This is a genomic window from Emticicia sp. SJ17W-69 (assembly GCF_051209875.1).
Classification (GTDB): Bacteria; Bacteroidota; Bacteroidia; order Cytophagales; family Spirosomataceae; genus Emticicia.
Window position 1 is genome coordinate 5,770,764 of sequence record NZ_JBNTQY010000001.1, and the last position, 23,022, is coordinate 5,793,785.

Below are 23,022 nucleotides of genomic sequence, written 5' to 3' on the forward strand. Positions count from 1 at the left end.
TTAAAGGTGTCCCACATCTTTTTATTTTACTCTCCAAAAGCCTCTCTCAAAACTTCTTTATCATCGAAATGATGTTTTACTCCTTTGATGTCTTGGTAGGTTTCATGGCCTTTTCCTGCTACTAAAATAATATCTTCAGGTTTTGCCATTTGTACGGCAGCTAAAATTGCTTCGTGGCGGTCTTCAATGGTTTCTGTTTTTTTGAAATGAATCGCAGGAACACCTTTTTGCATTTGAGCTAAAATATCCATCGGATCTTCATTTCTTGGATTATCTGAAGTTAAAATCACTTTGTCACTAAACTTACATGCTATTTCCGCCATGATTGGTCTCTTGGCTGCATCACGATTTCCTCCACAACCAACAACAGTTATGATTTGTTGACTACCTTCTCTTAAATCAACTATTGTTTCTAAGACATTTTTCAAAGCATCAGGCGTGTGTGCATAGTCAACAATTCCAACAATATTATTTTTGGATACAATTTGTTCAAAACGTCCTGCGGGAGGTTTAATGTCTGAAAGTTGCATCAAAACTTCATCTGAATCTTCTCCTAATAAAACTGCTGCTCCATAAACTCCTAACAAATTATACGCATTAAAAGAACCTATTAATTTAAACCAAACCTCTTTGTTATCAATTTCCATTTGAAGTCCAAAAAGTCCTGATGCTAACACTTTTCCTTTGTATGTACCAATGTTTTTAAGTGAGTAGGTTTCTTTTCTTGCTGCTGTGTTTTGCAACATGACTTTCCCTACTTTATCGTCTGTATTTACTAAAGCAAAAGCTGTGGCCGGCAATTGATCGAAAAAACCTTTTTTTGCTTTTAAATAATTATCAAATGTTCCATGAAAATCAAGATGGTCATGTGTTAAATTGGTAAAAATCCCTCCTACAAATTGTAAGCCTCTGATACGTTCTTGCACCACTGCATGCGAGCTTACTTCCATAAAGCAGTAAGTTACACCTTTTTGCACCATTTCCGCCAGCAGTTCGTTTACTTTTACTGAGTCAGGTGTTGTATGGGTTGATGGGATAATTTCGTCATCAATCTGATTTTGAACAGTTGAAAGTAACCCACATCGGTAACCTAATTTTCTAAACAATCTGAATAATAATGTTGCTATTGATGTTTTTCCATTTGTACCTGTTACTCCAACTAATTTTAGTTTATTTGATGGGTGCTGGTAGAAATTAGCAGCAGCAAATCCCATTGCTTTTGCAGAGTTTTCAACTTGCAAATAAGTAACTTCGTCTTTTAATGATTCAGGAAGGTGTTCGCATAAAATAGCATTTGCTCCTTTTTCTATGGCTGTTGCTATAAAATTATGACCATCTACTTGTGTGCCACCTATTGCTACAAAAAGACTTCCTTCTTGTACTTGTCGAGAATCAAAAACGATGTTTGTTATTTCTATGTCTGTCTTTCCTGCAACTGTTTGGAGAGACATTTTGTAAAGGATTTCGCTTAATATCATTGTTTTTTACTTTAAGCCTTAAGCGTTACACTTTAGGCTTTTTTTTAAATATTATAGAATTGCATATTGCTTAAAGTTCTTATTCAACCACAAAATCATAATTCCCACTAAAAACTTCAAAAATTGCTTTGTCTTTTTCAGTTTTAATGTAGTTTATTCCTTCAATTTTGACAGGCTTTTTCTTAACAATAAATGGTTTGCCACTTTCTTTTATATTATTGATTGTTTTTCCTGCTTGTAATGGTAATTGTATTTGTACAGAAGCATTTGCTGGAATGCTCAATTTTAGATTAAACTTATTTCCTTGTAAAGCCCATTGGCTGGTGATTTGTCCATAATTCGACTCATACGTTTTTGACTCTGCAATCAAAGTTGGTATGATTACAAGTCTGGGTTCATTTAAGTTAGGTTCTTTTATAATTTTTTTTGCATAAATTTTTGTTAAAATTTCTTCTGAATAAGCTACATTTTCAACAAAAGGCGTATTCTCATAAATTACTTTTGCTATCAAAGTATTTTCATCTGGCTTTTTGGGTAATCCTTCTACTTCAACATATCTAAATCCATGATAGGTAAATTTAGGTTCCCATTTTTCAACACCATAACCTTTCAAAATATATTTATCGGTTGGTTTAATTCCTTTTTGGTCTGCCAAGCCTTTTTCGGTCAATGTTTCTGCATATTTTAGTTCAACTTCTTTTGTTGCTTTACCTTCTGTTTGTAAATAGGTGAAACCAACAATATTTTGGCCAAAATCAAAAATGTAACGACCTTTTCTTGGTTCGTTTATTTTTACTGCTTTGATTTCCTTGATTATTTGTGCCTGTGGAGTGATCAATGGCTTCAATTCTAATTTGTTTTCAACGTCATCCATAATAGCTGCATTTTCCCAATCTTTTCCATATTCCAGCTGTGCATTGTAAACTTCGCCTCCATATATTGAATTTGAAACAATTGGTGAAAGTCGAGTTTTCCAGCTTCCATCTGAAATCACTGTTTGGCGTGAACCATCATAAAACTCAAGTTCCATTTGAAATAACAAGCGACAAAGATTCTTATTACTCATCCAAGCATTTCCTAATGTAACTGTTATGAAATTTATACCTATCGTTAAATCATCATTCGAGATTTCATAAATTTGGTATGGGATCGTTTTCATGGCATTTGTAAAACCTGGCGTTAGAATATCCTGACCTACTTTTTTTCCATTAAAAATTAAATGATAAGCACCCACACCTGTTACATAAATTCTGGCTCTTGTGGCACGTTTACCCAAATTAAACTCTTTCTGTAGCTCCACTGATTTACCCTCCGTCCCATTTTTACCAATCCAATGAGCAGACCAATCTTCTTTTTTTAGCAAAGCCATCTCCCACCAAGTTGATTCGCTGTAAGGTGTTGGTTTATTTTTCTCATTCCAAATCTTTACTTTCCAAAAATATCGCTTGCGTGATTCCAAAGGTTTTCCAGCATAATCCACGCCTAATGATTGGTCAGATTTTATCATGCCCGAATTCCAAATATTTCCATTGTCTTTTTTAAGGTCTGCTTCATTATCTGCTACTAAAATCTGATAAGCTGTTTGTTTAGTTCCTCTTGTAACAGACTTGATTTGCCATGAAAGGCGTGGTTTTGTTATTTCCATTCCAAAAGGTTTTTCTTCATATTCACAACGGAGTTTTTCAACTGTCTGTGCTTTAGTATTCATTAAAACTAAAATTGTGAAAAAAGAAAGAAGGATTTTTTTCATAAAATTCTATTTGGTTTCAGGTACAAATTTACCGTTTTATTATTTTTTCGGCAATTTCTTAAAATATTCTCTATTAATTATGCTATTAATGTGTATTTGTTCGATAATACACACCTTTTCCCTTTTATCCCTCAAAACTTCTGCTTCGTCAAACAAAACTTTCCATTCTTTTCAGTCGTTACTACATTTGAAGCTAAACTTCGTTTTGTATTATAAATTTTATATAAACTATTCATTATCAACTATTATTTCTACAAAAAATCCAATTTATGAAAAAAGTATCTCTATTATTTTTTACTCTTCTTTTCACGTGGAATGTTTCTGCACAAGAAAAATTTACAGTTAGTGGCTACATCAAAGATGTCTCAAATGGTGAAGGTTTGATTGGCGTGTCAATCTATGTCCAAGAAGTAAAATCTGGTACCCAAACCAACCCTTATGGCTTTTATTCTTTGACGCTTCCAAAAGGAACGTATAATTTGGTTTTAACTTATGTCGGTTTTGAAAAAATTACTAAAAAGGTAGATTTGAGTCAAGATGTAAAATTAGATGTCGAGTTAAAAGATGATTCTAAACTTTTACAAGAAGTAGTAATTACAACTAAAAAAGCAGATGATAATGTCAAGAATATTGAAATGTCTGTCAATAAAATTGATATTAAAACCATGCAAAAAATGCCTGCTTTGCTTGGTGAAGTTGATATTATTAAAAGTATTCAGTTTTTGCCTGGCGTAACTTCCGTTGGTGAAGGAGCTTCTGGTTTCAATGTTCGTGGCGGTGGAATTGACCAAAATTTAGTTTTGCTTGACGAAGCTCCCGTTTATAATTCTTCTCACCTTTTTGGTTTTTTCTCTGTTTTCAACCCTGATGCTGTAAAAGATGTAAAATTGATTAAAGGTGGAATTCCTTCGCAGTATGGTGGTAGAGTATCTTCTATACTTGATGTTCGTATGAAAGAAGGTAATGCAAAAAAACCACAATTTTCTGGAGGTATTGGTAGTATATTCTCCAGATTTACTTACGAAAGACCTTTCTTAAAAGATAAAGGTTCTTTTATCGTCGCACTTCGTCGCTCTTATATTGATATTTTAGCAAAACCATTTTTGAATTCTGATTTAAAAGGGACAAGCTTTTACTTTTATGACTTTACAGCAAAAGCTAATTTTAGAGCCAATGAAAAGAATACTTTCTTTCTTTCAGGTTATTTTGGTCGTGATACTTTCGGTGCCGACTTTGGCTTTAATTGGGGAAATGCCACTACAAGTTTCCGCTGGAATCATGTTTTCAATAATAAGCTTTTCTTGAATAACACTGTCTTTTATAGCAATTACGACTATGCTTTACAGTCTGACCTAAAGGAAAAAAATAACCAAGATGCTTTTCGCTGGAAATCTAATATTATCACTTATAGCATCAAACCTGACTTTACTTATTATCCAAATACTAACAATACCGTCACTTTTGGTGGACAATTAACTTATTATACTTTTAATCCTGGTCAAGCTGTTGCTATTTCTGGTGGTGTTGAACGAGCGATTGGGCTTGATGATAAATTTGCTGTTGAAAGTGCTATTTATATCGGAAATGAGCAAAAAATCAATTCAAAAATTTCGTTACAATATGGTTTACGTTATTCGCTTTATAATTATTTAGGTAAAGGGAAAGCATTGGAGTTAAGTGCTGCAACAACTGACGGTGAGCGTAGAAGTGTAACCAAAACAACTCTTTTTGATTGGGGAAAAAGTATTCAACAATATGGTAATTTTGAACCTCGTTTTGCTGCCAATTTTGGACTTGGACAAGATAATTCGATTAAGTTGAGTTATAATCGTTTGGCTCAATATTTACATTTACTATCAAATACAACAGCCTCCTCTCCTCTTGATGTTTGGACTCCAAGTAGTAATAATATCAAACCTCAATTAGCTGACCAACTTGCTTTAGGATATTTCCATAATTTCAATGATAATCTTTTTGAAACTTCTGTTGAGCTCTATTACAAAAAACTTTACAATCAAATTGATTATGTAAGAAATGCCGATTTGTTACTAAATCCAGCAGTAGAAGCTGATTTACTTTTTGGAAAAGGTAGAGCTTATGGTATTGAATTTTATGTAAAAAAGGCTAAAGGAAAATTCAATGGTTGGGTTAGTTATACTTTGGCTCGTACCGAAAGAAAAATTGAAGGCTTAAATCAAAATCAATGGTTTCCCAGTAGAATTGATAAAACACATAATTTGGCTATTGTTGGAATTTATGATTTGAACAAACGTTGGACTTTTTCCACAAACTTTACACTTAGTACAGGTACACCTGCGAGTTTCCCAACTAATAAGTTTATTTGGCAAGATTATGCACTTCCTCATAATTATTATGATACTCGAAATGCCTATCGAATTCCTGCTTCTCATCGTTTAGATTTGGCCGCTACTCGACAAACCAAATACGCCTTTTTTAAACATGGCACTGGCGAATGGGTATTTTCTATCTATAATGTTTATAATCGTCGAAATCCTTTTTCAGTTTTTGTGCGTCAAAATGAAACTGACCCCACTAAAACTGAAGCAGTACGTTATGCAGTTTTTGGTTCAATTATTCCTGCGGTAACTTATAACTTTAAATTTTGATTAGTAATTCTATTTTCTAAATTGACCTTTTATTTTAAAAATCAATGAAAAATACACTTTCAATACTTATAATACTTTTTATATCGGTTTCTTTATTTTCCTGTACAGACGTTATTGAAATTGATGTAAAAGATGGCGTTTCTCAATTATCAGTTGATGCTTTGATCAATAATAAAAGTGAAACTCAAACTATCAAATTAACACTTACACAAGGCTATTTTGATAATTCACCAATCAAGCCAGCTTTAGGAGCTAATGTAATTTTGTTCGACCAAGATAGCGTTGCCTATCAATTTAAAGATTTAAAAAACACTGGTGTTTATTCTTATGATGGCAAAGCTAATCCCTTAAATAAAATAGGTAAGCAATATGCTCTATATATTAATTATGCTGGTGAAGAATATGTTTCGCTTTCAAAATTGAATCGTGTGCCAAAGATTGATTCAATTAGTTATGAAGTTGATAAACTACCTGTAAAGCCTGAAAATGGTCCACAAGAAGGTTTTTTGCCACAATTTTATGCCAAAGATTTTGATGGAGAAGGAGACTGCTACTGGATAAAGTCCGCTAAGAATAATAAATATTTTTCTAAGGCTACCGAAATTACAGTTGCTTATGATGCTGGTTTTAGCCCTGGTTCAAAGAGTGATGGGCTTTTGTTTATTTTACCTATTCGTACTTCTGTTGGTCGTGAACTTTATTCCGACAAAGACACTCTAAAAGTTGATGTTTATTCAACTACCCCAGAACAGTTTTATTACTTACAATTTGTTTCTCAGGTTTCACAAGATGGAAGTCTTTTTTCGACTCCCCTATCTAACATTCCTACCAACATCATCAACAGAAATGAAAAATCTATTAAAAAAGCTGTTGGTTTTTTTGGTATGTCGGCTGTAAGTTCGATGGAAACTATTATTGATAAAAGTAAGGCAAAGCCAAAGAAATAATATATAATAAAAAAATTACTGCATTTTAAAATAGTTGCTTCCAAGTTCCTTTCATGTAATTATACTTTAAGGTACTTGGAAGTGCTTTCCAAAAATATTTATTTACTTCTACGGCAAATGATGGCTGCATATAGCAGTTTATTACACAACCTTCACACTCTTTCAATTTCCCTTCTAAGGCAACAACTTCTTGTACTTCTTTTGAATGATATAATTCAGCAAGGTTTCCCTTAATTTCAAAATCTTTTGTTCCAAGATGATAGCAAGGAAGTACCAATTTATTTTCTGGAGAAATCACTATTGTTGTTGAAGCTGCTTTACAAACTGGATTTTCAACATGATTTCCCCCATTTTGACGAAGAGAAATAAACGCTTCATTCAAATAAACATTTTTTTGTTTTCCCCACCACAAAAGTTTCTTTAAACTCTCATCCGAAAGGTTTTCTCCAGTATCTACTTCATTATAATTAAATACTGGATTTAAAATTAACACCAAATTATTGGGTTGTGTAATTTCATTCCACACTCTTTCTATTTTATCCACATTTTGTTCAAAAACTGTGAACATTATATCTGGTCGTTCTCCTATTTTTTTCGCAATTTGTATAGAATCAAGTAATTTATCGAAACACTTTACCCCTCTCGATAAATTATGTTCTTCTTCGTTTGGTGAGTCCAGCGAGAAGTGCAGCATATCAATTTTTCCTTTTAAACGATCAGCATACTTTGGATAAAGGAGTGTATTTGTAGTGACAGTTGTGAGTAGTCCAGCTTTTTTCGTTTCTTCTAAAAGCACATCTAATTCACGGTGAAGTAGAGGCTCTCCACCTGTGAAATCAATGACTTTAACACCTAATTTTTTGAGGTCTTTAAGGTTTTCTCGAAAGTTAACGAGTGTAATGTAAGGTGATGGTTTTTCCCAAATATCACAAAAGCTACACGTTGCATTGCAACGATATGTTATGTAGTAATTACAAAGTACTGGTTTTTTTATTAGCCTCATTTTTAATCTTGATTTTTGGAATTTACAGGATTTTCAGATTGACAAATTGACCTATAAATTTCTGTCAATCATGATTATTTTAACATTTGTAATAAACTTGCTAACTTATCTTTTAAATCTTTTCTATCAACAATAAAATCCAGAAAACCGTGTTCTAATACAAACTCAGCAGTTTGAAAACCTTTTGGTAATTCTTTTCCAATTGTTTCTTTGATTACTCTTGGACCTGCAAAACCTATCAATGCTTCAGGTTCCGATATGTTAAAATCTCCGAGCATCGCATACGATGCTGTTACTCCACCTGTTGTTGGGTCAGTTAATAAAGATATGTAAGGTATATTTGCTTCTGCCAATTGAGCCAAACGAGCTGATGTTTTAGCCATTTGCATTAAAGAAAAACCAGCTTCCATCATTCTCGCTCCTCCTGATTTTGATATCATCAGAAATGGTATTTTTTCTTTTAAAGCATATTCTATTCCACGTGCAATTTTTTCTCCAACCACTGACCCCATTGAACCGCCTATAAAGCTAAAGTCCATACAAGTGATTACAATATCAATATCTGACATTTTTCCATAGGCTGTTCTAGCGGCATCTTTTAAACCTGATTTTTTTTCAGTTGACCTAATTCTATCAACATAAGATTTTGTGTCAGTAAATTTGAGAGGGTCTCCAGAATGTAAGTTTGCATCTAATTCTGTGTATTCACCTTCATCAAAAAGTATTTGAAAATATGCTTCTGAACCTATTTTTTCGTGGTAGTTGCAATTTATACAAGTGAAAGCATTCAGTTTATGCTCACGAGTGTGCATTGCTTTTTTACAATTCGGACACTGATACCAAAGCCCATCAGGAGCTTCACGTTTCATTTCCGTAGGTGTTTGAATTCCTTTATCTGTTCTCTTAAACCAAGACATATATTGTTATTGTATTTTAAGGGAACAAAGGTAAATAATCTTAGGCGTTGATTTGTGGTCTGTTACTCAAAAAATTTATTTATTTATATAATAAAACAAAAAAGTCTTCGAATTATTCAAAGACTTTTTTGTTTTTGTTTTACTTTTAATTTGATGTTCTTATTTTTTTATCTGGTAAATAACCTTTTTTTTCTATATCATTTATGTAAAATGTATCTTCTCTTCTTCCATCTGGATATATTCTCATTGCTTTTCCATGTTTCATATTATTTTCAACTCTTGCGACTAATCTAATATTATTATTGAATATAAAATAGCCTTTTTCATCATTCATTAGCCCATTTTTATACTTTCCCACATACTTATCCCCATTTTTGTAGAAAAATGATCCATTACCTTCATATTTTCCATTTTTGAAGTTTCCTACATATTTTTTTTCTCCATCAGCATAAAATTCTACACCTCTTCCCTCTCTTTTACTATTTCTCCATTCACCTTCATACTTTTCTTCAGTTTTTGGATTAATCATTTTTCCAAAGCCATTTCCACAATCTCCTTCAAAACACCCCCCTTTTTTCGTACTTTCTTCAGAATTTTCAACTTTTGTAGTATTACTAATAATTACTTCAGGCTTCTTCGGAATGTTTTCTGAGTTATCAACAGACTTTTCCACTTTATCCACATCTCCTTGATTATTTGGACTTTGTGGGAGTGTTCTTGGTTGCTGCTGAGGTATTGGTTGTGGGTTTGTTTTTGTAGGATATTCTTGATGTCCTTCTTGGCTTTTTGTTTGTGTAAAAATACTACCGTCATTTTTCTTAACATTTGGATATAAATCTTGTGCATTATCATATCCTTTTTTTATTGCTGCTAATCTCTTTGGTCTTGCAGGATGTGTACCGCCATCATAATCTGAAGTAAGTTTATATATTGCTGCTTGTGCTTCTTTTAGCGTTGCTCCCATTTGGTACATTACAAATCCAGAGAATTCGTCAGCCTCTAATTCCTTTGCCGGATCGCTTCCACCTTCAATGATTGTATGTCCTTGTAAATGGTGCCCAATTTCATGAGCTAATATACTTAATGCCCCCCAATCTGATTTTGATAAATCATTGGCTTTTTTCATAAAGGAGCCATCATATACAATCAAACGAGTTTGTCCTTGAATTGCTGCAAAGCAATTATCTGTATTTGGACATTCCATTACATAAAAGTTTCTTTTTAATCCACTTCTTCTAACAATTTCATCAACAGCTTTTTCAGCTACTTCTTTCGACCTAAAGCTAAATTGACTACAAAATGCCTTTTCATTTATTTTCTGTCCATAATAGTTATAGCCAAAAGACTTAACGCGTTCTTCTTGTGCATGAGCTACTATTAATAATGTTGATAACACTGTGGACAGTGTGCATAACTTAAAATTCATGGAAATGAAAGTTTAAATATGATTTGATAATTATTATACGAGGAAAGTTCTTTTCAATGGCAGAGATTGGTTTTCTTAACAAGTTTTTAACAAAAAAGCCTCAAATGTAGAAAGGTTTGAGGCTTTTTAATATAATGTCTAAAACAATTAATTTATTGTATCGCCACGTAAATTTCTAAATCTTTTACGAGCCTCTGCTCCGTAAATACTTCCTGGAAATTTTTGCAATATTTCTCGATATAATTCCATGGCTTTATCTTTTTGGCCTAATTTTTCGTCATAAATTTTTGCTTCTAAAAATAAAGCATCATCTGCCAAAATATCAAAATTATAGTTTTTTCTAAGAATTTCTAAATCATTCAAAGCTTTATTTGGCTCATTTATTTTCATATTTGTATTTGCTCTTAGCCATAAAATATCATCGGCCAAACTATGTGTTTTGTATTTCTCAAATAGGAAATCAAGTGCAGCAATAGCTTCTGAGTTTTTATTTTGAAAGAGTAATAAGTCAATATTCGCATATTCTTTCATCGCAACCTCAGAGGTATCTAAGCCCGTATTATCTTGAATTAATAAGCTCAATTGCATCGCATCATTTGCGATTTCACGAGTCGTTGCTTTTTTCAAAATATCAAGAATCTCTTTTGATAAGTCAAATTCTCCATTGTAATAATGCAGCTTTGCATTTTTTAATTTTGCTTCTTGTCCTAATTGGTCCTCCTTTTGTGATTTTTCAACTTGTGAATAAAGTAGAGTTGCTTCCCACGGTTCGTTTTTCAAAACATAAATGTCACCTAAATCTAATTTACATTTATCTCTAAAATAATTGTCTGCAGTTGAAATTTTGATTGCTGTTTCCAAAATAGTTATGGCAGTATCTCTCTCATTTAAGTAAAAAGCATAAAGCTGTGCTGTATTTCTTAATGCTTCCATTGTTTTAATATTCTGACCTAATTCTACAAACAGACTTTTATAATCTTTTATTAAAGTTCTAATTTCAGTAAGATTTACAGGATACGTCGTTTTCACAACTTCTTCTTTACAAAAAATTGCATTTCTACGTGCATACGGATAATATTGTCCTTGTGGATATTCTTTCATTACATACTCATACATTTGAATTGCATTTCTGAAATCTTTATTTACAAGAGCTGTTTGTGCTAACTCAAAAACTTTTTGTCCATCTTGCTTTAATCTTCTATCCACAGCACGTGTTTGAACAAATGCCTTATAAAACTCTTTCTGCTGAATCAAATGCCAAATCAACAGGTCAGTGTAGTATTGTTCGTTAGGAAACTTCTGTACCTTGCTATAAAGGGCCTTTTCGAGCATGTCTATCTCTGGTTCTGTTTTGAGATTGTCTTGAAAGGTTGCTTTTACATAATCTTGATTGCCTTCTGTCAATCCATACTTTAACATTTCATCAATCATAGGTTCTTTTTGACCATTGTATAAATATGCTCTTGCCAGAAAAAGTGCGAACTTATTTTCATCTTTAAAAATTTCACGTCCTTTTTTTAATAATTGTATCACTTGTTCTGTTTTGGTATTTCTATACAGGAAGTCTTGTAATTCGTAAATTGTACCTTCCGACTTAGCCGCTATATCAATGAGCTGGTTCATCTCTTTTTGTGATTCATCAACTCTGCCCGTTAATTCAAGTAAATTGGCATAATCAGCTCGATAAGTAATATTCGATTCATTACTTTTGATTTGTCTTTTCAGAAATTTTTCTGCCTCATCATAATCTTTGAGTTTAATCAAACATTGTAAATAATTTTGATGTACCAAACCTGCATTGGCCTTTTTATCCTTCACAATTTTTTGAAATAAATCTTTGGCTTTTTCAAATTCACCTTGTTTGAAATATTCATTTGCCAACTCAACATCTTGGGCTTTGGCAATTACTCCAATCACCAACATTAGACAAATCATTAAATAACGTTTCATATTTTCTTAAATAAAAAAGAATAAAAATATATATTTTAATTATTGTTATTCATTATTAAGCCTGTTGATAAGTGAATAACTTTTGTTTGTTGAAAATTACGAAATAATAATGTATATAACTAAGTACTTTTTCCACAGTTTTATTTTACTATTCCACAGTTATTTTCTTGATAATCAATTCTAATACTACTTATTGACAAATCTACTTTTTATTTTTTGTTGATTAAAGCCTACTATTTCCACACCATGTGTCCACGTTAATCCACTTGGTGTGGATTGCTTATAAAGGGTAGTTTTTCCGTGATTTCCACCATTCATTTATTCTTTCCACTATTGTTTTGAATTATTCACTTCCTATTCCACATACTATTTAATGATTATACATTGAAATCCACATGATTGTCCACAAAATTTATTGTACATTTTTAATTTTGAATTGACCTTTTCTTTACTACAAGTATTATGCTAATTTTTTTGTTATTCTAATTTTATATTAATACCTCTCAATTCAAAATTACTTTTGATTTTTATTGGCTCTTTTGAAAAATAAATCGTTTCAGGAAGTATATCTTTTTCTACATTTCCGAAATCCCATTGACCATTTGCATTACTATCAATAATTATCCTTATTAAATAAATACCTGGTTTAACATTTTTAAATAAATATTTTTCATTTGATTTTTCTTCAGCTTCTACCTTGTATGTTTCGTCAATTAATTGAATTATTTTATTTTCATTTTTCTCTCCTTCTATCTTTCCTTCTATAATTCCATAGTTTTCTTCTTTTAATATTTGATTTTTTAATATATATTTTTCACTTGAATCACCTTTTACATTTATAAATGCACCATTTTGAAATTCGATTTTTACTTCTCTTAATGCTGTTACTTTTTTATTTATTGTTAAAACTGTTTTATATTTATTCCAATTAAAATTGCTTTCATCAACTGATTCTACTTTGATTGTATCACTTACTACTTTAATTTTTTTTATATCGAATTGTGATATTGGATTATTAAAACTTATTACATACTTAATATCTTGTTCCACGTCCTCTCCCATTTTTGGTTTGGTCTGAAAACTTTGATACTCTTTTGTTATCTTTCTTCTCTTTTCAGGATCTCTAAATTTTATCTTTTGAATATGTGTTAATATATTATTTGCCGAATCTTGTACTGTAATATTTACCTTTATGGTATCTGTCTTTTGTGGAAAATTATAGAATTTTAATTCTTTTCCTTCTCCAAAATATGGAATACTGTCTTTTATATTGTCAAATCTTACATCAAAAGATTTTATATTTTTATCATATAATACTGTAAAGTCTTCTGCTCTTTGTAGTGTTTTTTGATTTTTTGGTTTTTCATTATTTGCAGGAAATAATAAGAGTTTTATATCCTTAATATTTTTATATAACTTAATAGTATCTTTTACAATTGCAATTGACTCTGTTTTACTATCATATTTTAGATTATTATTTTTATCTGTGAAAGCATAAATGCGATAATTTCCTGCCTTTATATTTTCAAATTTAAAGTTTCCACTTGAATCTGTTTTTAGAAAGTAATTTGGTTTTGTCTTTTTTAAATCAAGAGAATCTTGCACTCTATATATTGCGACATGTGCATCTAATATTGGTTGATTTGTTAAAAGGCTTTTTACATTTCCTTCTAATTTTAACGAGTCAATATTACTACCAGTACTAAATACTATTTTTAGATTTCGAGACTCATTTCGCTCGTTTAGGTCTTTTATTCCTTTTCTAAAATTAAATGTATAGGTTGTGCTATCTTTAAATGGTTTATCAAATTTTAGAATTAAACTGTTTGATTTTTGTTTTACATTATATGTTCCTTCTGGTTCTGGAACAATTAATAACTCTTGGCGAAGACTTGTAGCATCTATCAATTCATCAAATACTAATTCAAAATCTTTTCCTTTATAATTTTTTTGTTCATTTGGTGGATTTGATTTTACAAGCTTTGGTGCTATTTCGTCTTTTTTTCCTCCAGTTGGTGGAACAAATTGTGCACAACTTATACATAAAATATATGTTGTTAAAATTGTGAAATTTTTTTTTATGGTATTTTTATTCATCTGAATTTTTATTTTACATCAAAAATAAAACCCTCAACTATACGTCGAGGGTAATTAAGAAATTTTAATATTTTTATCTTCCTAAGTGAATCATCACTGCTGAAATATCTGCTGGCGATACGCCACTTATACGAGAAGCTTGTCCCAATGTTTGCGGTTTTATCTTCTTTAATTTTTGTCTTGCTTCTATTGAAACTGAAGTTAATATATCATAATTAAAGTTTGGGTTTATTTTTAAATCTTCTAATCTTGACATTTTTTGAACCATTAATAATTCCTTTTCTATATAACTCTCATATTTTACATGAATCACTGCTTGTTCTATTATTTCATCATCAAAGTTATTTAAGTATTCTTTTATTTCTCCTCCTAAAGCTTTAATATTTTCTATCTCTATTTCTGGTCTTTTTAATATATTATAAATAGATGTTTTTTCTCTAATCTGCGACGAACCGATATTTTCCATATAGGCATTTGCATCATCAGGTGTTATTTTTCTTGTTTTTATTTCTTTTACGATTTTATCTGAGTTTTCTTTTTTTATAAGCATTCTTTCTAAGCGACTTTCAGATGCTAATCCTATATTGTAACCAGATTGTGTCAATCTTATATCTGCATTGTCTTGTCTTAATAATGTGCGGAATTCTGCTCGAGATGTAAACATTCTATACGGTTCGTCGGTACCTTTATTAACTAAATCATCAATTAATACTCCAATATATGCTTCGTTTCTTTTAAGAATAAATTCATCCTTTTCATGTACTTTATTATGTGCATTTATTCCTGCCATTAATCCTTGACATGCTGCTTCTTCATATCCTGTGGTTCCATTTATTTGGCCAGCAAAATAAAGATTTTCAATAAGATGTGTTTCTAAAGTAAGTTTCAATTGAGTTGGTGGAAAAAAATCGTATTCAATTGCATAACCTGGACGAAACATTTTTACATTTTCAAATCCTTGTATTTGTTTTAATGCTTCGTACTGAATTTCTTCTGGAAGTGAGGTTGAAAAACCATTTATATACATTTCAACTGTATTCCATCCTTCAGGCTCTACGAATATTTGATGCCTGTCTTTATCTGCAAATCGGTTAATTTTATCCTCAACTGATGGGCAGTACCTTGGCCCTAATCCTTTGATTCTTCCACTAAACATTGGTGACTTATCAAATCCTTTTCTCAGTGTGTTATGTACTTTTTCATTCGTATAAGTTACATAACAACTTCTTTGTTTTGTTAGCTTTGGTGTATTTGTATATGAAAATTTTTCGGGATATTCATCTCCTTTCTGCTCTTCCATAATATCCCAATTCAGCGAACGTCCATCAACTCTTGGTGGTGTTCCTGTTTTCATTCTTCCCGATTCAAACCCTAAACTCACTAACTGCTCTGTTATTCCTGTTGCTGCTTTTTCTCCAGTTCGGCCACCACCAAAGTTTTTCTCGCCAATGTGTATCTTTCCATTTAAAAATGTGCCATTTGTTAGTACAACAGATTTTCCTTCTATTTCAATTCCCATAGCTGTACGTACTCCCACTACCCTATTGTTCTTTATTAGCAATCCTTCTATCATCTCTTGCCAAAAGTCTAAGTTTGGGATTCTTTCCATCGTATCTCTCCATTCTTGTGCAAACATCATTCTATCACTTTGGCATCTTGGACTCCACATGGCTGGTCCTTTTGAGCGATTTAGCATTCTAAACTGAATCATTGTTTTATCACTTATAATTCCTGATTGCCCGCCCAAAGCGTCAATTTCACGAACAATTTGTCCCTTTGCTACTCCACCCATTGCAGGATTACAAGACATTTGTGCTATCGTGTGCATATTCATCGTTACGAGTAAAACCGATGAACCCATGTTGGCTGCTGCTGCTGCTGCTTCACATCCAGCATGTCCAGCACCAACTACTATTACATCATATTTTTTAAACATTGTGTTTTTTATTTATGTTTCCACGTGAAACATTTTATGATTTTTTCAAAACATTAAAAGTGTTGTTTCACGTGAAACGTAGATTTTTTAATAATAATAATCGGATGAATTTATACCGATTATAAGGGGTTATATTTTTTAAAAATAAAAACAAAATATATTGAATAAAAGAATCCTAAAAACAAAGATATAAAACATCATTTGTATAGAAACAAAAAAGGGACGCATTTAGTGCGTCCCTGCAAATTTACTAAGAAATATGATTACTTAATTTTTCTAAAATAATTATCAGTTTGTTTCTTATAGAATGGCGTATAATTAGGCGGAACTGTTCGAATTAATTCCACTTGTTTTTGTTTTTCCTGTAAAAATTTATCCATGGAAGGAGGAGCTTGACGATTATATTGTTGAGCTGCTTTTGATTGACGTGTAGGATCCTCCTCTTGTTGTTGAACTGCTTTTTCTGCTTCGAGTAATCGTGTTTGTAATTCTTTAGAACGTCTTAATAATTCAGGGTTTATTCTTTTATTAACTAAATCTGTCTCGTTCTCATCCATTTTTTTCTCTAAGTCTTTTAATTCATTACCTAATTTTTTTCCGAGCTCAGTACCTTTTAAATCTTCTTGCATCTTTTGAATCTGCTTACGTAACTGAGCTTGTTCTTGAGCAAGTTTAGCTGCTTCTTCAGACAGACCCCTGCCGCCTTGTCCAGACTTACCCATTTTTTCCATACGCTTACCTAATTCATCTTGTTTTTCACCCATTGACATAGGTGAAGGTTTTTGACCTTTCTTGCCTTTCTTACCAGCTCCAGGCATTGCATTGGCCATCATTTGTTGCATTTGACTAAATGTATCACTTAGCATTAATGCAAGATTATTAATAGAAGTCATTGCAAATTGTTGTTTTGCTGACGCAACATTTAATTTCCTTTCTTTGATAAACTTTACACTTTCATCCATAGAGTTACGCATTGTGGTGACTTCTTTGGTAACAAAAGACTGGATCTGTAAAACTCGCTTTGCTAAAGAATAAAGACTATCTTCAATCATTTTTGCATCGTCTTGTAGTTTCAATTGTTCTTGAGACAATTTTATAAACCTTGGGTCAGATACAGTCATGTTTCGGAAGTCTTTCATTAAGTTTTCTTGGTCAAATGAAAGTTTAACCAAGTTTTCAAGAATGGCACGTAAAGCATCCATATCTTCATCCATTTCTTTCATTTCTTGGCTTTGCATTGATTCTTTCATTTGATTGGCCATCTGCTTCATTTTCTTGGCAGCTTTCTTTTGATTCTTAGCAGCAGAATCATTTTGTTTTTGTTCGAGTTGCTTTTCAGCATTTTCTTGGTCATTGGAAATATCCTCTTGTTCTTCTTTTTGGTCATCAAGTTCTTTCTTTAATTCTTTTGAAAGTTTCTCAATTTCCTTCATTTGCTCTTTTTTATCATCAAACTCTTTAGAAAGCTTTTCTTGTTCATTTTTCAAGTCTTCGTTCTTTTTGTCCTTTTCTTGTTGATTTTGATCTTTACTTTTATCATTATCTTTATTTTTTTCATTTTCTAATTTTTGAGTTTCATCACCTAATTTATCTTGTTTCTCAGCTAATTTTTCAAGTTCATCAGCTGTCTTTTCTACTTTTTGTTGCAATTGAAGTTGTTTAAAAAGTTTAAGTGTGCGATCGATATCTTTATCAATATTACGCTCTTGATTTTTAAGTTTTTCAAGTTGCTCAACAGTTTTTTCATCAAGACCTTTTTCCATCATCTTTTTAAGTTCGTCATACATTTTGTTTGTTTCATCATTCATCAATTCCTCCATCAGCTTTTTGAGTTGTTCCATTTTTTGTTGAAGTTCGGGAGATTGTTGTTGAAAACGATTGGTCTTTTCTTGCATCTTTTCAAATTGTTCTTGAATGGCTTTCATCTCATTCATCAACTCCTCACGTTTTTTAAGCAATTCTTCTAATTGTTTCTTTTCTTGAAAATCGAGGTCTTTTTTGCTTTTTAATTTATTTTCAAGAGTATTCAGGTCAGCTTTTAGTTTCTTCGATTTTTCATTGAGCTTTTCAAGCATATTTTCGGTCTTCTCAGTGGCTTTTTCAATCTCAGCATCATAACTCTTAGCAGAAGGTAAAGCAAAGGTCATAACGGGCGTTTTTGTGCTTTTAGAGCCATTTACACCATCATTATCCCAAACCTGTAAAAAGTATTCAACTTTATCTCCTGGATTAAGCTTAAAATCACTTAAGGGTAATTGATAATAAAAGCTTTGAGAACTTTGAGATTTGTTAAAAGCAACATCCATCGAAGCGTAACCTTGACTTTGATTATTATCTTGAATCGGTTTATAAAAAAGTTTGAATTGAGCCAAACCATAGTCATCGCTAATATTTCCACCTAAAACAATATAATTAAATAAAGTAGTATCACGAATTTGCTCTAATTGGATTTGTGGATATTTGTCGGGAATAACATTAATATAAAAATCAATATTTTCACGATTACTACTAAAAGAGTTTTTTAGTAAGATTTTGTAAGAAGTGGCGTTTTTTAAACGACGATTATAAGAAAAGTTATCTCCAAAACCATCCTTAGCTAATTGATTTGGTTCGTTTTCAAAATTTAAATATAATGAGTCAGTGTTTGTTGCACGAAAATTCCATTTAATATTAGTACCCTCAGGAACAACAAGATTGCCTACATTATTGAAGTTCTCACCTGTTTTATTTAAATATGATGGATAATTCAATTCAACATCAAAAGAAAGAAGATTAGGACGACTGATCATTTCTAATTCAAATTCATTTGATTTGAAACCAGAAGCTAAAAAATGAAAATCAACTGCATTTTGTACTTTAGCAAAAGTAAAATTATAATGTTTATTATCAACAGAATTCATTTTAAACTTGCGATCATTAGCAACCAAATAAACTGCTTCTGGAACTGCGTTACCAATTAAAGATAAATTAAGAACAAAGTCTTCATTTTTAACGGCTTGTAAGTTTTCATTAGTAATCATGAATTTAAAAGGAGCTTCTTCTGCAAAGTCTTTTTGAAAATAAACTATCCTTTCAGTACTACTTTTGAAAAACTTTGGAGAAACAGCAGCAATTAATAATACTAAAACCAATGGAGGTAAAGTATATTTAAGATATTTCTTATTCTCTCCTATTTTTATAGCATCAGCAAAACGAACAAATCGTAATTCTTGAGTTTTTTGATTAATGCTTGCTTGTAAAAGTGAATTTTCAGTGTCTGAAACTTGGGCTAATTGTAAGGTATTTAAAAGCCTATCCCCTATTTCCGGAAAAAATTTACCAATTTCGTTTGCAGCTTTTTCATAAGTAAGTGGCTCATTGAAATGAAATAAGTAAAGCAAAGGTTTGATAACCCAAAAAATGAATGAATAAATAACTAAGGCAAGAAACCCAAAAAATAAAAAACCACGAATAGAAGAGTTAAATCGACCGAAATACTCTACTGTACTCACAACAAGAAAGGCTGAGAGAATTAAAGCTAATGTAAATAAAGAACCTTTGATGAGAAGGTTTTTATAATACTTACGCTTATAATCGTCTATTTGAGTGAAAATAGCTTTTACGGAATTAGACATGATAATATGAATTTTATAAACTAATTAAATTAAAACAAACAAATTTCAACTGGGCAATGATCGGAAAACATTAATTCCGAATGAATGTGAGAACTTTTTAGACGACTAATAATTGTATTTGATACAAAATGATAATCAATACGCCAACCAAGATTTTTTTGTCTTGCCCCTGCTCTATATGACCACCAAGTATAATGATGTGGATCTTGATTAAAAAAACGGAAACCATCAATGTAACCAATATCAATAAATTTGCCAACCCATGCACGCTCTTCAGGTAAAAAGCCTGATGAATTTGCATTACTCTTGGGGTTATGGATGTCAATATCCCGATGACAGATGTTTACATCACCGCAGATAATAAGATTTGGGAATTTTTTTTGAAGGCTTTCAATATAAACGAAAAAATCATTTAAGAATTTCATTTTAAAATCTTGACGCTCATCACCAGAAGAACCAGATGGAAAGTATGTACACATCAAAGAAAAATCTTCAAAATCTACACGTATAACTCTTCCTTCAGCATCATATAAAGAATTACCCATGCCATATTCGACGTTAACAGGCTTTACTTTGCTTAAAATAGCTACACCACTATAACCTTTTTTTTGTGCAGGATACCAAAAACAATGAAAACCCATTTCTTCAAAGAAAGGACTTACTAATACTGTTTCAGAAAGTTTTATTTCTTGCAGACAAATCACTTCAGGCTGTGTGTTTTTTAGCCAATTTAAAAAACCTTTACTGATAGCAGAGCGAATACCATTTACGTTATAAGTGATTATTTTCATAAAATTGTTTTGAATCAAAAATATTAATAAAAATAAGTAAATTAATTAAGATTAGATATGTAAGCCAACCTCGATTCTAAAATATTCTAATACAAAATGTTTTAAAAGTTTTTCTTGAGCAAGCATATCAAAATGTGGTAATGGTTGAACCAATTTCCAATGAGGCCACCCTTCACTATCATTACCTTCATGTTTATAATATCCACCATAGCTAAGAACTTTACAAATTGCAATGTGCATTAAATCTTGTTTTTGCTCTTTTGTAAAAAACTTTTTACCTTGGCCTAACTCTTGGACACCAATAATGAATAAAACGCCATTAAGGTCAGTTGGCTTTTTTCCAAGCGTATTTTTTAAAAAGTTTTGTAGTGTTTGCCACTTTTCTTTTAAATTGATTTCTTCTTCGGTCATAATATGTAAATTTATATACAAACTTAATACAAAGCGTATGAATTGGTTCAAGCATTTGTTGGATATAATCTACCCACGCTCATGTGAAGCGTGCGGAGAAAGCCTTTTAGGTGGAGAAAATCTTATTTGTATCAATTGTTTAGTAAATCTACCTCGAACTAATTCTCATATTATTCAAAGAGAAAGTATTTCAAAAAAATTCTGGGGTAAAATACCAGTATCTAATACTTTATCATTTTTAAAATTTTCTAAAAAAGGTAAAGTTCAACAATTACTTCATGGATTAAAGTATGGAAATAAGCCAGAACTTGGTAAAAGTTTAGGACAACTCTATGGAACAGATTTAAAAGAAGTTGAATTAGAAAAAAAAATAGATATATTGATAGGAGTACCGCTACACCCTACAAAACTGCAACAAAGGGGCTATAATCAAGCTGATTGTATTGCAGAAGGACTTTCATTAGCAATGGGGATTCCAATGGAAAAAAGTGCTGTAATACGAATAACACATACAAATTCACAAACTAAAAAAACACGATTTGAAAGATTTCAAAATGTAGAGAATATTTTTAAAATAGTAGATGTGGAAAAGATTAAAGGTAAAAGAATAGCGATTGTTGATGATGTTTTAACTACAGGTTCGACAATCGAATCTCTTGCAATAGCTTTGTTAAATGAAGGCTGTAAAGAGATTTCAGTTGTTACAATAGCATCGGCTGTATAAAAAAAATCTCCTCTTGTGGGAGGAGATTTTCTTTATATGTGAAAAATGAATATTATAATTTACGCTTTCCTTTAGGTCCGATAGCAATCATAGCACAACGGAAACCAATTGTTGCAGTGGAAGAATCTTGATCTAAAGCACGACGAGTACCAGGTGATAACCAATAAGCAACATCGTTCCAAGAACCACCTTTATAAACTCTAAGGTTATTGTCAATTAATGAATTAAAGTTTTTCTTATCATACATTTTTTCTTCATCTAGGAAGTCATTACGACGAATTGGGTTCAAATCATTAACATCTTGAAATGAGTTTGGACGATAAAGGTCATAAACCCATTCATTTACATTACCACCCATATTATATAAACCAAAATCATTTGCAGGGAATAAATAAACCTCAGTTGTAATAATTCCACCATCATTTTGGTGTCCAGCAATACCCGCATAATCACCACGGCCACGTTTAAAATTAGCTAACATAGTACCTTTTTGCTTGCCTTTATTCTTACGCATTGAAGAACCATCCCAAGGGTAAATACGTTGATTTGATTGATTTTCGTCCATATATTGTGTCCCAATCATAGCTTTTGCTGCATATTCCCATTCTGCCTCAGTCGGTAGACGATAACTTGGAAGAACATTACCAGATTCAATGGCTAAACGACCACCAGTTTTAACCGAAGGAGCTTCAGCAACGGGTTCAGCACCTTTTTTCTTTTTACCAAAAGAAGAAGCACCTCCTTTTTTGGTTTTGCCTTTATCTCCAAATCTGCTAGCCATTTCATTATTAACAGCAGCAGTACGCCATTTACAGTAGTCTGAAGCTTGAACCCAAGAAACACCAACAACAGGATACATTCTAAAACCAGGATAACGAAGATACTGTTCTGTGAATTGGTCATTGAAAGAAAGCTTATTCATCCAAACAGTAGTATCAGGAAGTGCTGTTTCATAAAATTCTTGAGAAGAGTCTTTTTGAATAGCATGAAGATACTCTAACCAGTGAAGATTGGTGATTTCAGTTTCATCCATGTAAAAAGAAGAAACAGTAACTGTTCTTTCTAAGTTATCACGAGAAAAAGTAACATCCTCTTCTACTGTACCCATCGTGAAACGACCACCTTCAATGAATACAAGATTTGGGCCAGCAGGTTGACCTTTAAAATCCTTCACTTGTAAACCCTCTGGCTCTTTTCCTTTCTTAGTTTTTTTGCCATAAGCAATACCCGTTGCTGTACTTTTGCGACCGGGATTGATACTTGAGGCTTTCTTTTTGCTCGAACAACCACTTAGAATTAGCGTTAGAGCTAATGCAACCGTAGTCGAACTAAAAAGTAGTTTTTTCATTTT

Annotated in this window: 15 protein-coding genes; 3 read left to right on the forward strand and 12 right to left on the reverse strand. The window is 31.7% G+C overall.

Annotated features, from left to right (window positions below; translation table 11 throughout):
* Window positions 1-26: 26 nt before the first annotated feature.
* Entirely contained in the window at window positions 27-1,478 is a 1,452-nt protein-coding gene (locus ACQUQZ_RS23675; RefSeq protein WP_435357594.1) for a UDP-N-acetylmuramoyl-L-alanyl-D-glutamate--2,6-diaminopimelate ligase, read from the reverse strand.
* 79 nt (window positions 1,479-1,557) lie between these two features.
* Window positions 1,558-3,228 carry a family 78 glycoside hydrolase catalytic domain gene (locus tag ACQUQZ_RS23680; RefSeq protein WP_435357595.1) on the reverse strand — a complete coding sequence of 557 codons (1,671 nt, stop codon included), beginning with the start codon at window positions 3,226-3,228 and terminating at the stop codon, window positions 1,558-1,560.
* Window positions 3,229-3,497: 269 nt separating this feature from the next.
* Here ACQUQZ_RS23680 and ACQUQZ_RS23685 point away from each other — a divergent pair, with 269 nt between their 5' ends.
* Both ACQUQZ_RS23685 and ACQUQZ_RS23690 read left to right on the forward strand, forming a co-directional pair.
* Window positions 3,498-5,855, forward strand: coding sequence for a TonB-dependent receptor (locus tag ACQUQZ_RS23685; RefSeq protein WP_435357596.1), 2,358 nt, complete (start codon window positions 3,498-3,500; stop codon window positions 5,853-5,855).
* Between the two features lie 44 nt (window positions 5,856-5,899).
* Complete coding sequence (locus tag ACQUQZ_RS23690; protein ID WP_435357597.1) at window positions 5,900-6,802, forward strand: DUF4249 domain-containing protein; 903 nt, start codon at window positions 5,900-5,902, stop codon at window positions 6,800-6,802.
* 25 nt (window positions 6,803-6,827) lie between these two features.
* On the opposite strand, the gene ACQUQZ_RS23695 is transcribed toward ACQUQZ_RS23690, so the two are convergent.
* From ACQUQZ_RS23695 to ACQUQZ_RS23735, 9 genes are all read right to left on the reverse strand, one after another.
* Window positions 6,828-7,805: a radical SAM protein gene (locus ACQUQZ_RS23695; RefSeq protein ID WP_435357598.1), complete on the reverse strand. Its 978-nt coding sequence runs from the start codon at window positions 7,803-7,805 to the stop codon at window positions 6,828-6,830.
* Between the two features lie 74 nt (window positions 7,806-7,879).
* Complete coding sequence (gene accD / locus ACQUQZ_RS23700; protein WP_435357599.1) at window positions 7,880-8,722, reverse strand: acetyl-CoA carboxylase, carboxyltransferase subunit beta; 843 nt, start codon at window positions 8,720-8,722, stop codon at window positions 7,880-7,882.
* A gap of 145 nt (window positions 8,723-8,867) precedes the next feature.
* Window positions 8,868-10,148, reverse strand: a complete 1,281-nt coding sequence (locus tag ACQUQZ_RS23705; protein ID WP_435357600.1) for a hypothetical protein — start codon at window positions 10,146-10,148, stop codon at window positions 8,868-8,870.
* Window positions 10,149-10,295: 147 nt separating this feature from the next.
* Window positions 10,296-12,098 (reverse strand): tetratricopeptide repeat protein, encoded by a 1,803-nt coding sequence (locus ACQUQZ_RS23710; protein ID WP_435357601.1) that lies wholly within the window; start codon window positions 12,096-12,098, stop codon window positions 10,296-10,298.
* A 477-nt stretch (window positions 12,099-12,575) separates the two neighbouring features.
* Window positions 12,576-14,195 (reverse strand): Ig-like domain-containing domain, encoded by a 1,620-nt coding sequence (locus ACQUQZ_RS23715; protein WP_435357602.1) that lies wholly within the window; start codon window positions 14,193-14,195, stop codon window positions 12,576-12,578.
* Window positions 14,196-14,268: 73 nt separating this feature from the next.
* Complete coding sequence (mnmG, locus tag ACQUQZ_RS23720) at window positions 14,269-16,131, reverse strand: tRNA uridine-5-carboxymethylaminomethyl(34) synthesis enzyme MnmG (RefSeq protein WP_435357603.1); 1,863 nt, start codon at window positions 16,129-16,131, stop codon at window positions 14,269-14,271.
* Between the two features lie 263 nt (window positions 16,132-16,394).
* Window positions 16,395-19,151 (reverse strand): DUF4175 family protein, encoded by a 2,757-nt coding sequence (locus ACQUQZ_RS23725; protein WP_435357604.1) that lies wholly within the window; start codon window positions 19,149-19,151, stop codon window positions 16,395-16,397.
* Window positions 19,152-19,774: 623 nt separating this feature from the next.
* Window positions 19,775-20,536 carry an exodeoxyribonuclease III gene (locus ACQUQZ_RS23730; protein ID WP_435357605.1) on the reverse strand — a complete coding sequence of 254 codons (762 nt, stop codon included), beginning with the start codon at window positions 20,534-20,536 and terminating at the stop codon, window positions 19,775-19,777.
* Window positions 20,537-20,587: 51 nt separating this feature from the next.
* A complete protein-coding gene (locus ACQUQZ_RS23735) occupies window positions 20,588-20,947 on the reverse strand; it encodes a hypothetical protein (RefSeq protein WP_435357606.1) in 360 nt (119 codons plus the stop codon).
* 37 nt (window positions 20,948-20,984) lie between these two features.
* Between ACQUQZ_RS23735 and ACQUQZ_RS23740 the strand changes: the two genes are divergently transcribed.
* Window positions 20,985-21,671 (forward strand): ComF family protein, encoded by a 687-nt coding sequence (locus ACQUQZ_RS23740; RefSeq protein WP_435357607.1) that lies wholly within the window; start codon window positions 20,985-20,987, stop codon window positions 21,669-21,671.
* 52 nt (window positions 21,672-21,723) lie between these two features.
* On the opposite strand, the gene ACQUQZ_RS23745 is transcribed toward ACQUQZ_RS23740, so the two are convergent.
* Window positions 21,724-23,019: an SUMF1/EgtB/PvdO family nonheme iron enzyme gene (locus tag ACQUQZ_RS23745; protein WP_435357608.1), complete on the reverse strand. Its 1,296-nt coding sequence runs from the start codon at window positions 23,017-23,019 to the stop codon at window positions 21,724-21,726.
* Between the last annotated feature and the right edge of the window lie 3 nt (window positions 23,020-23,022).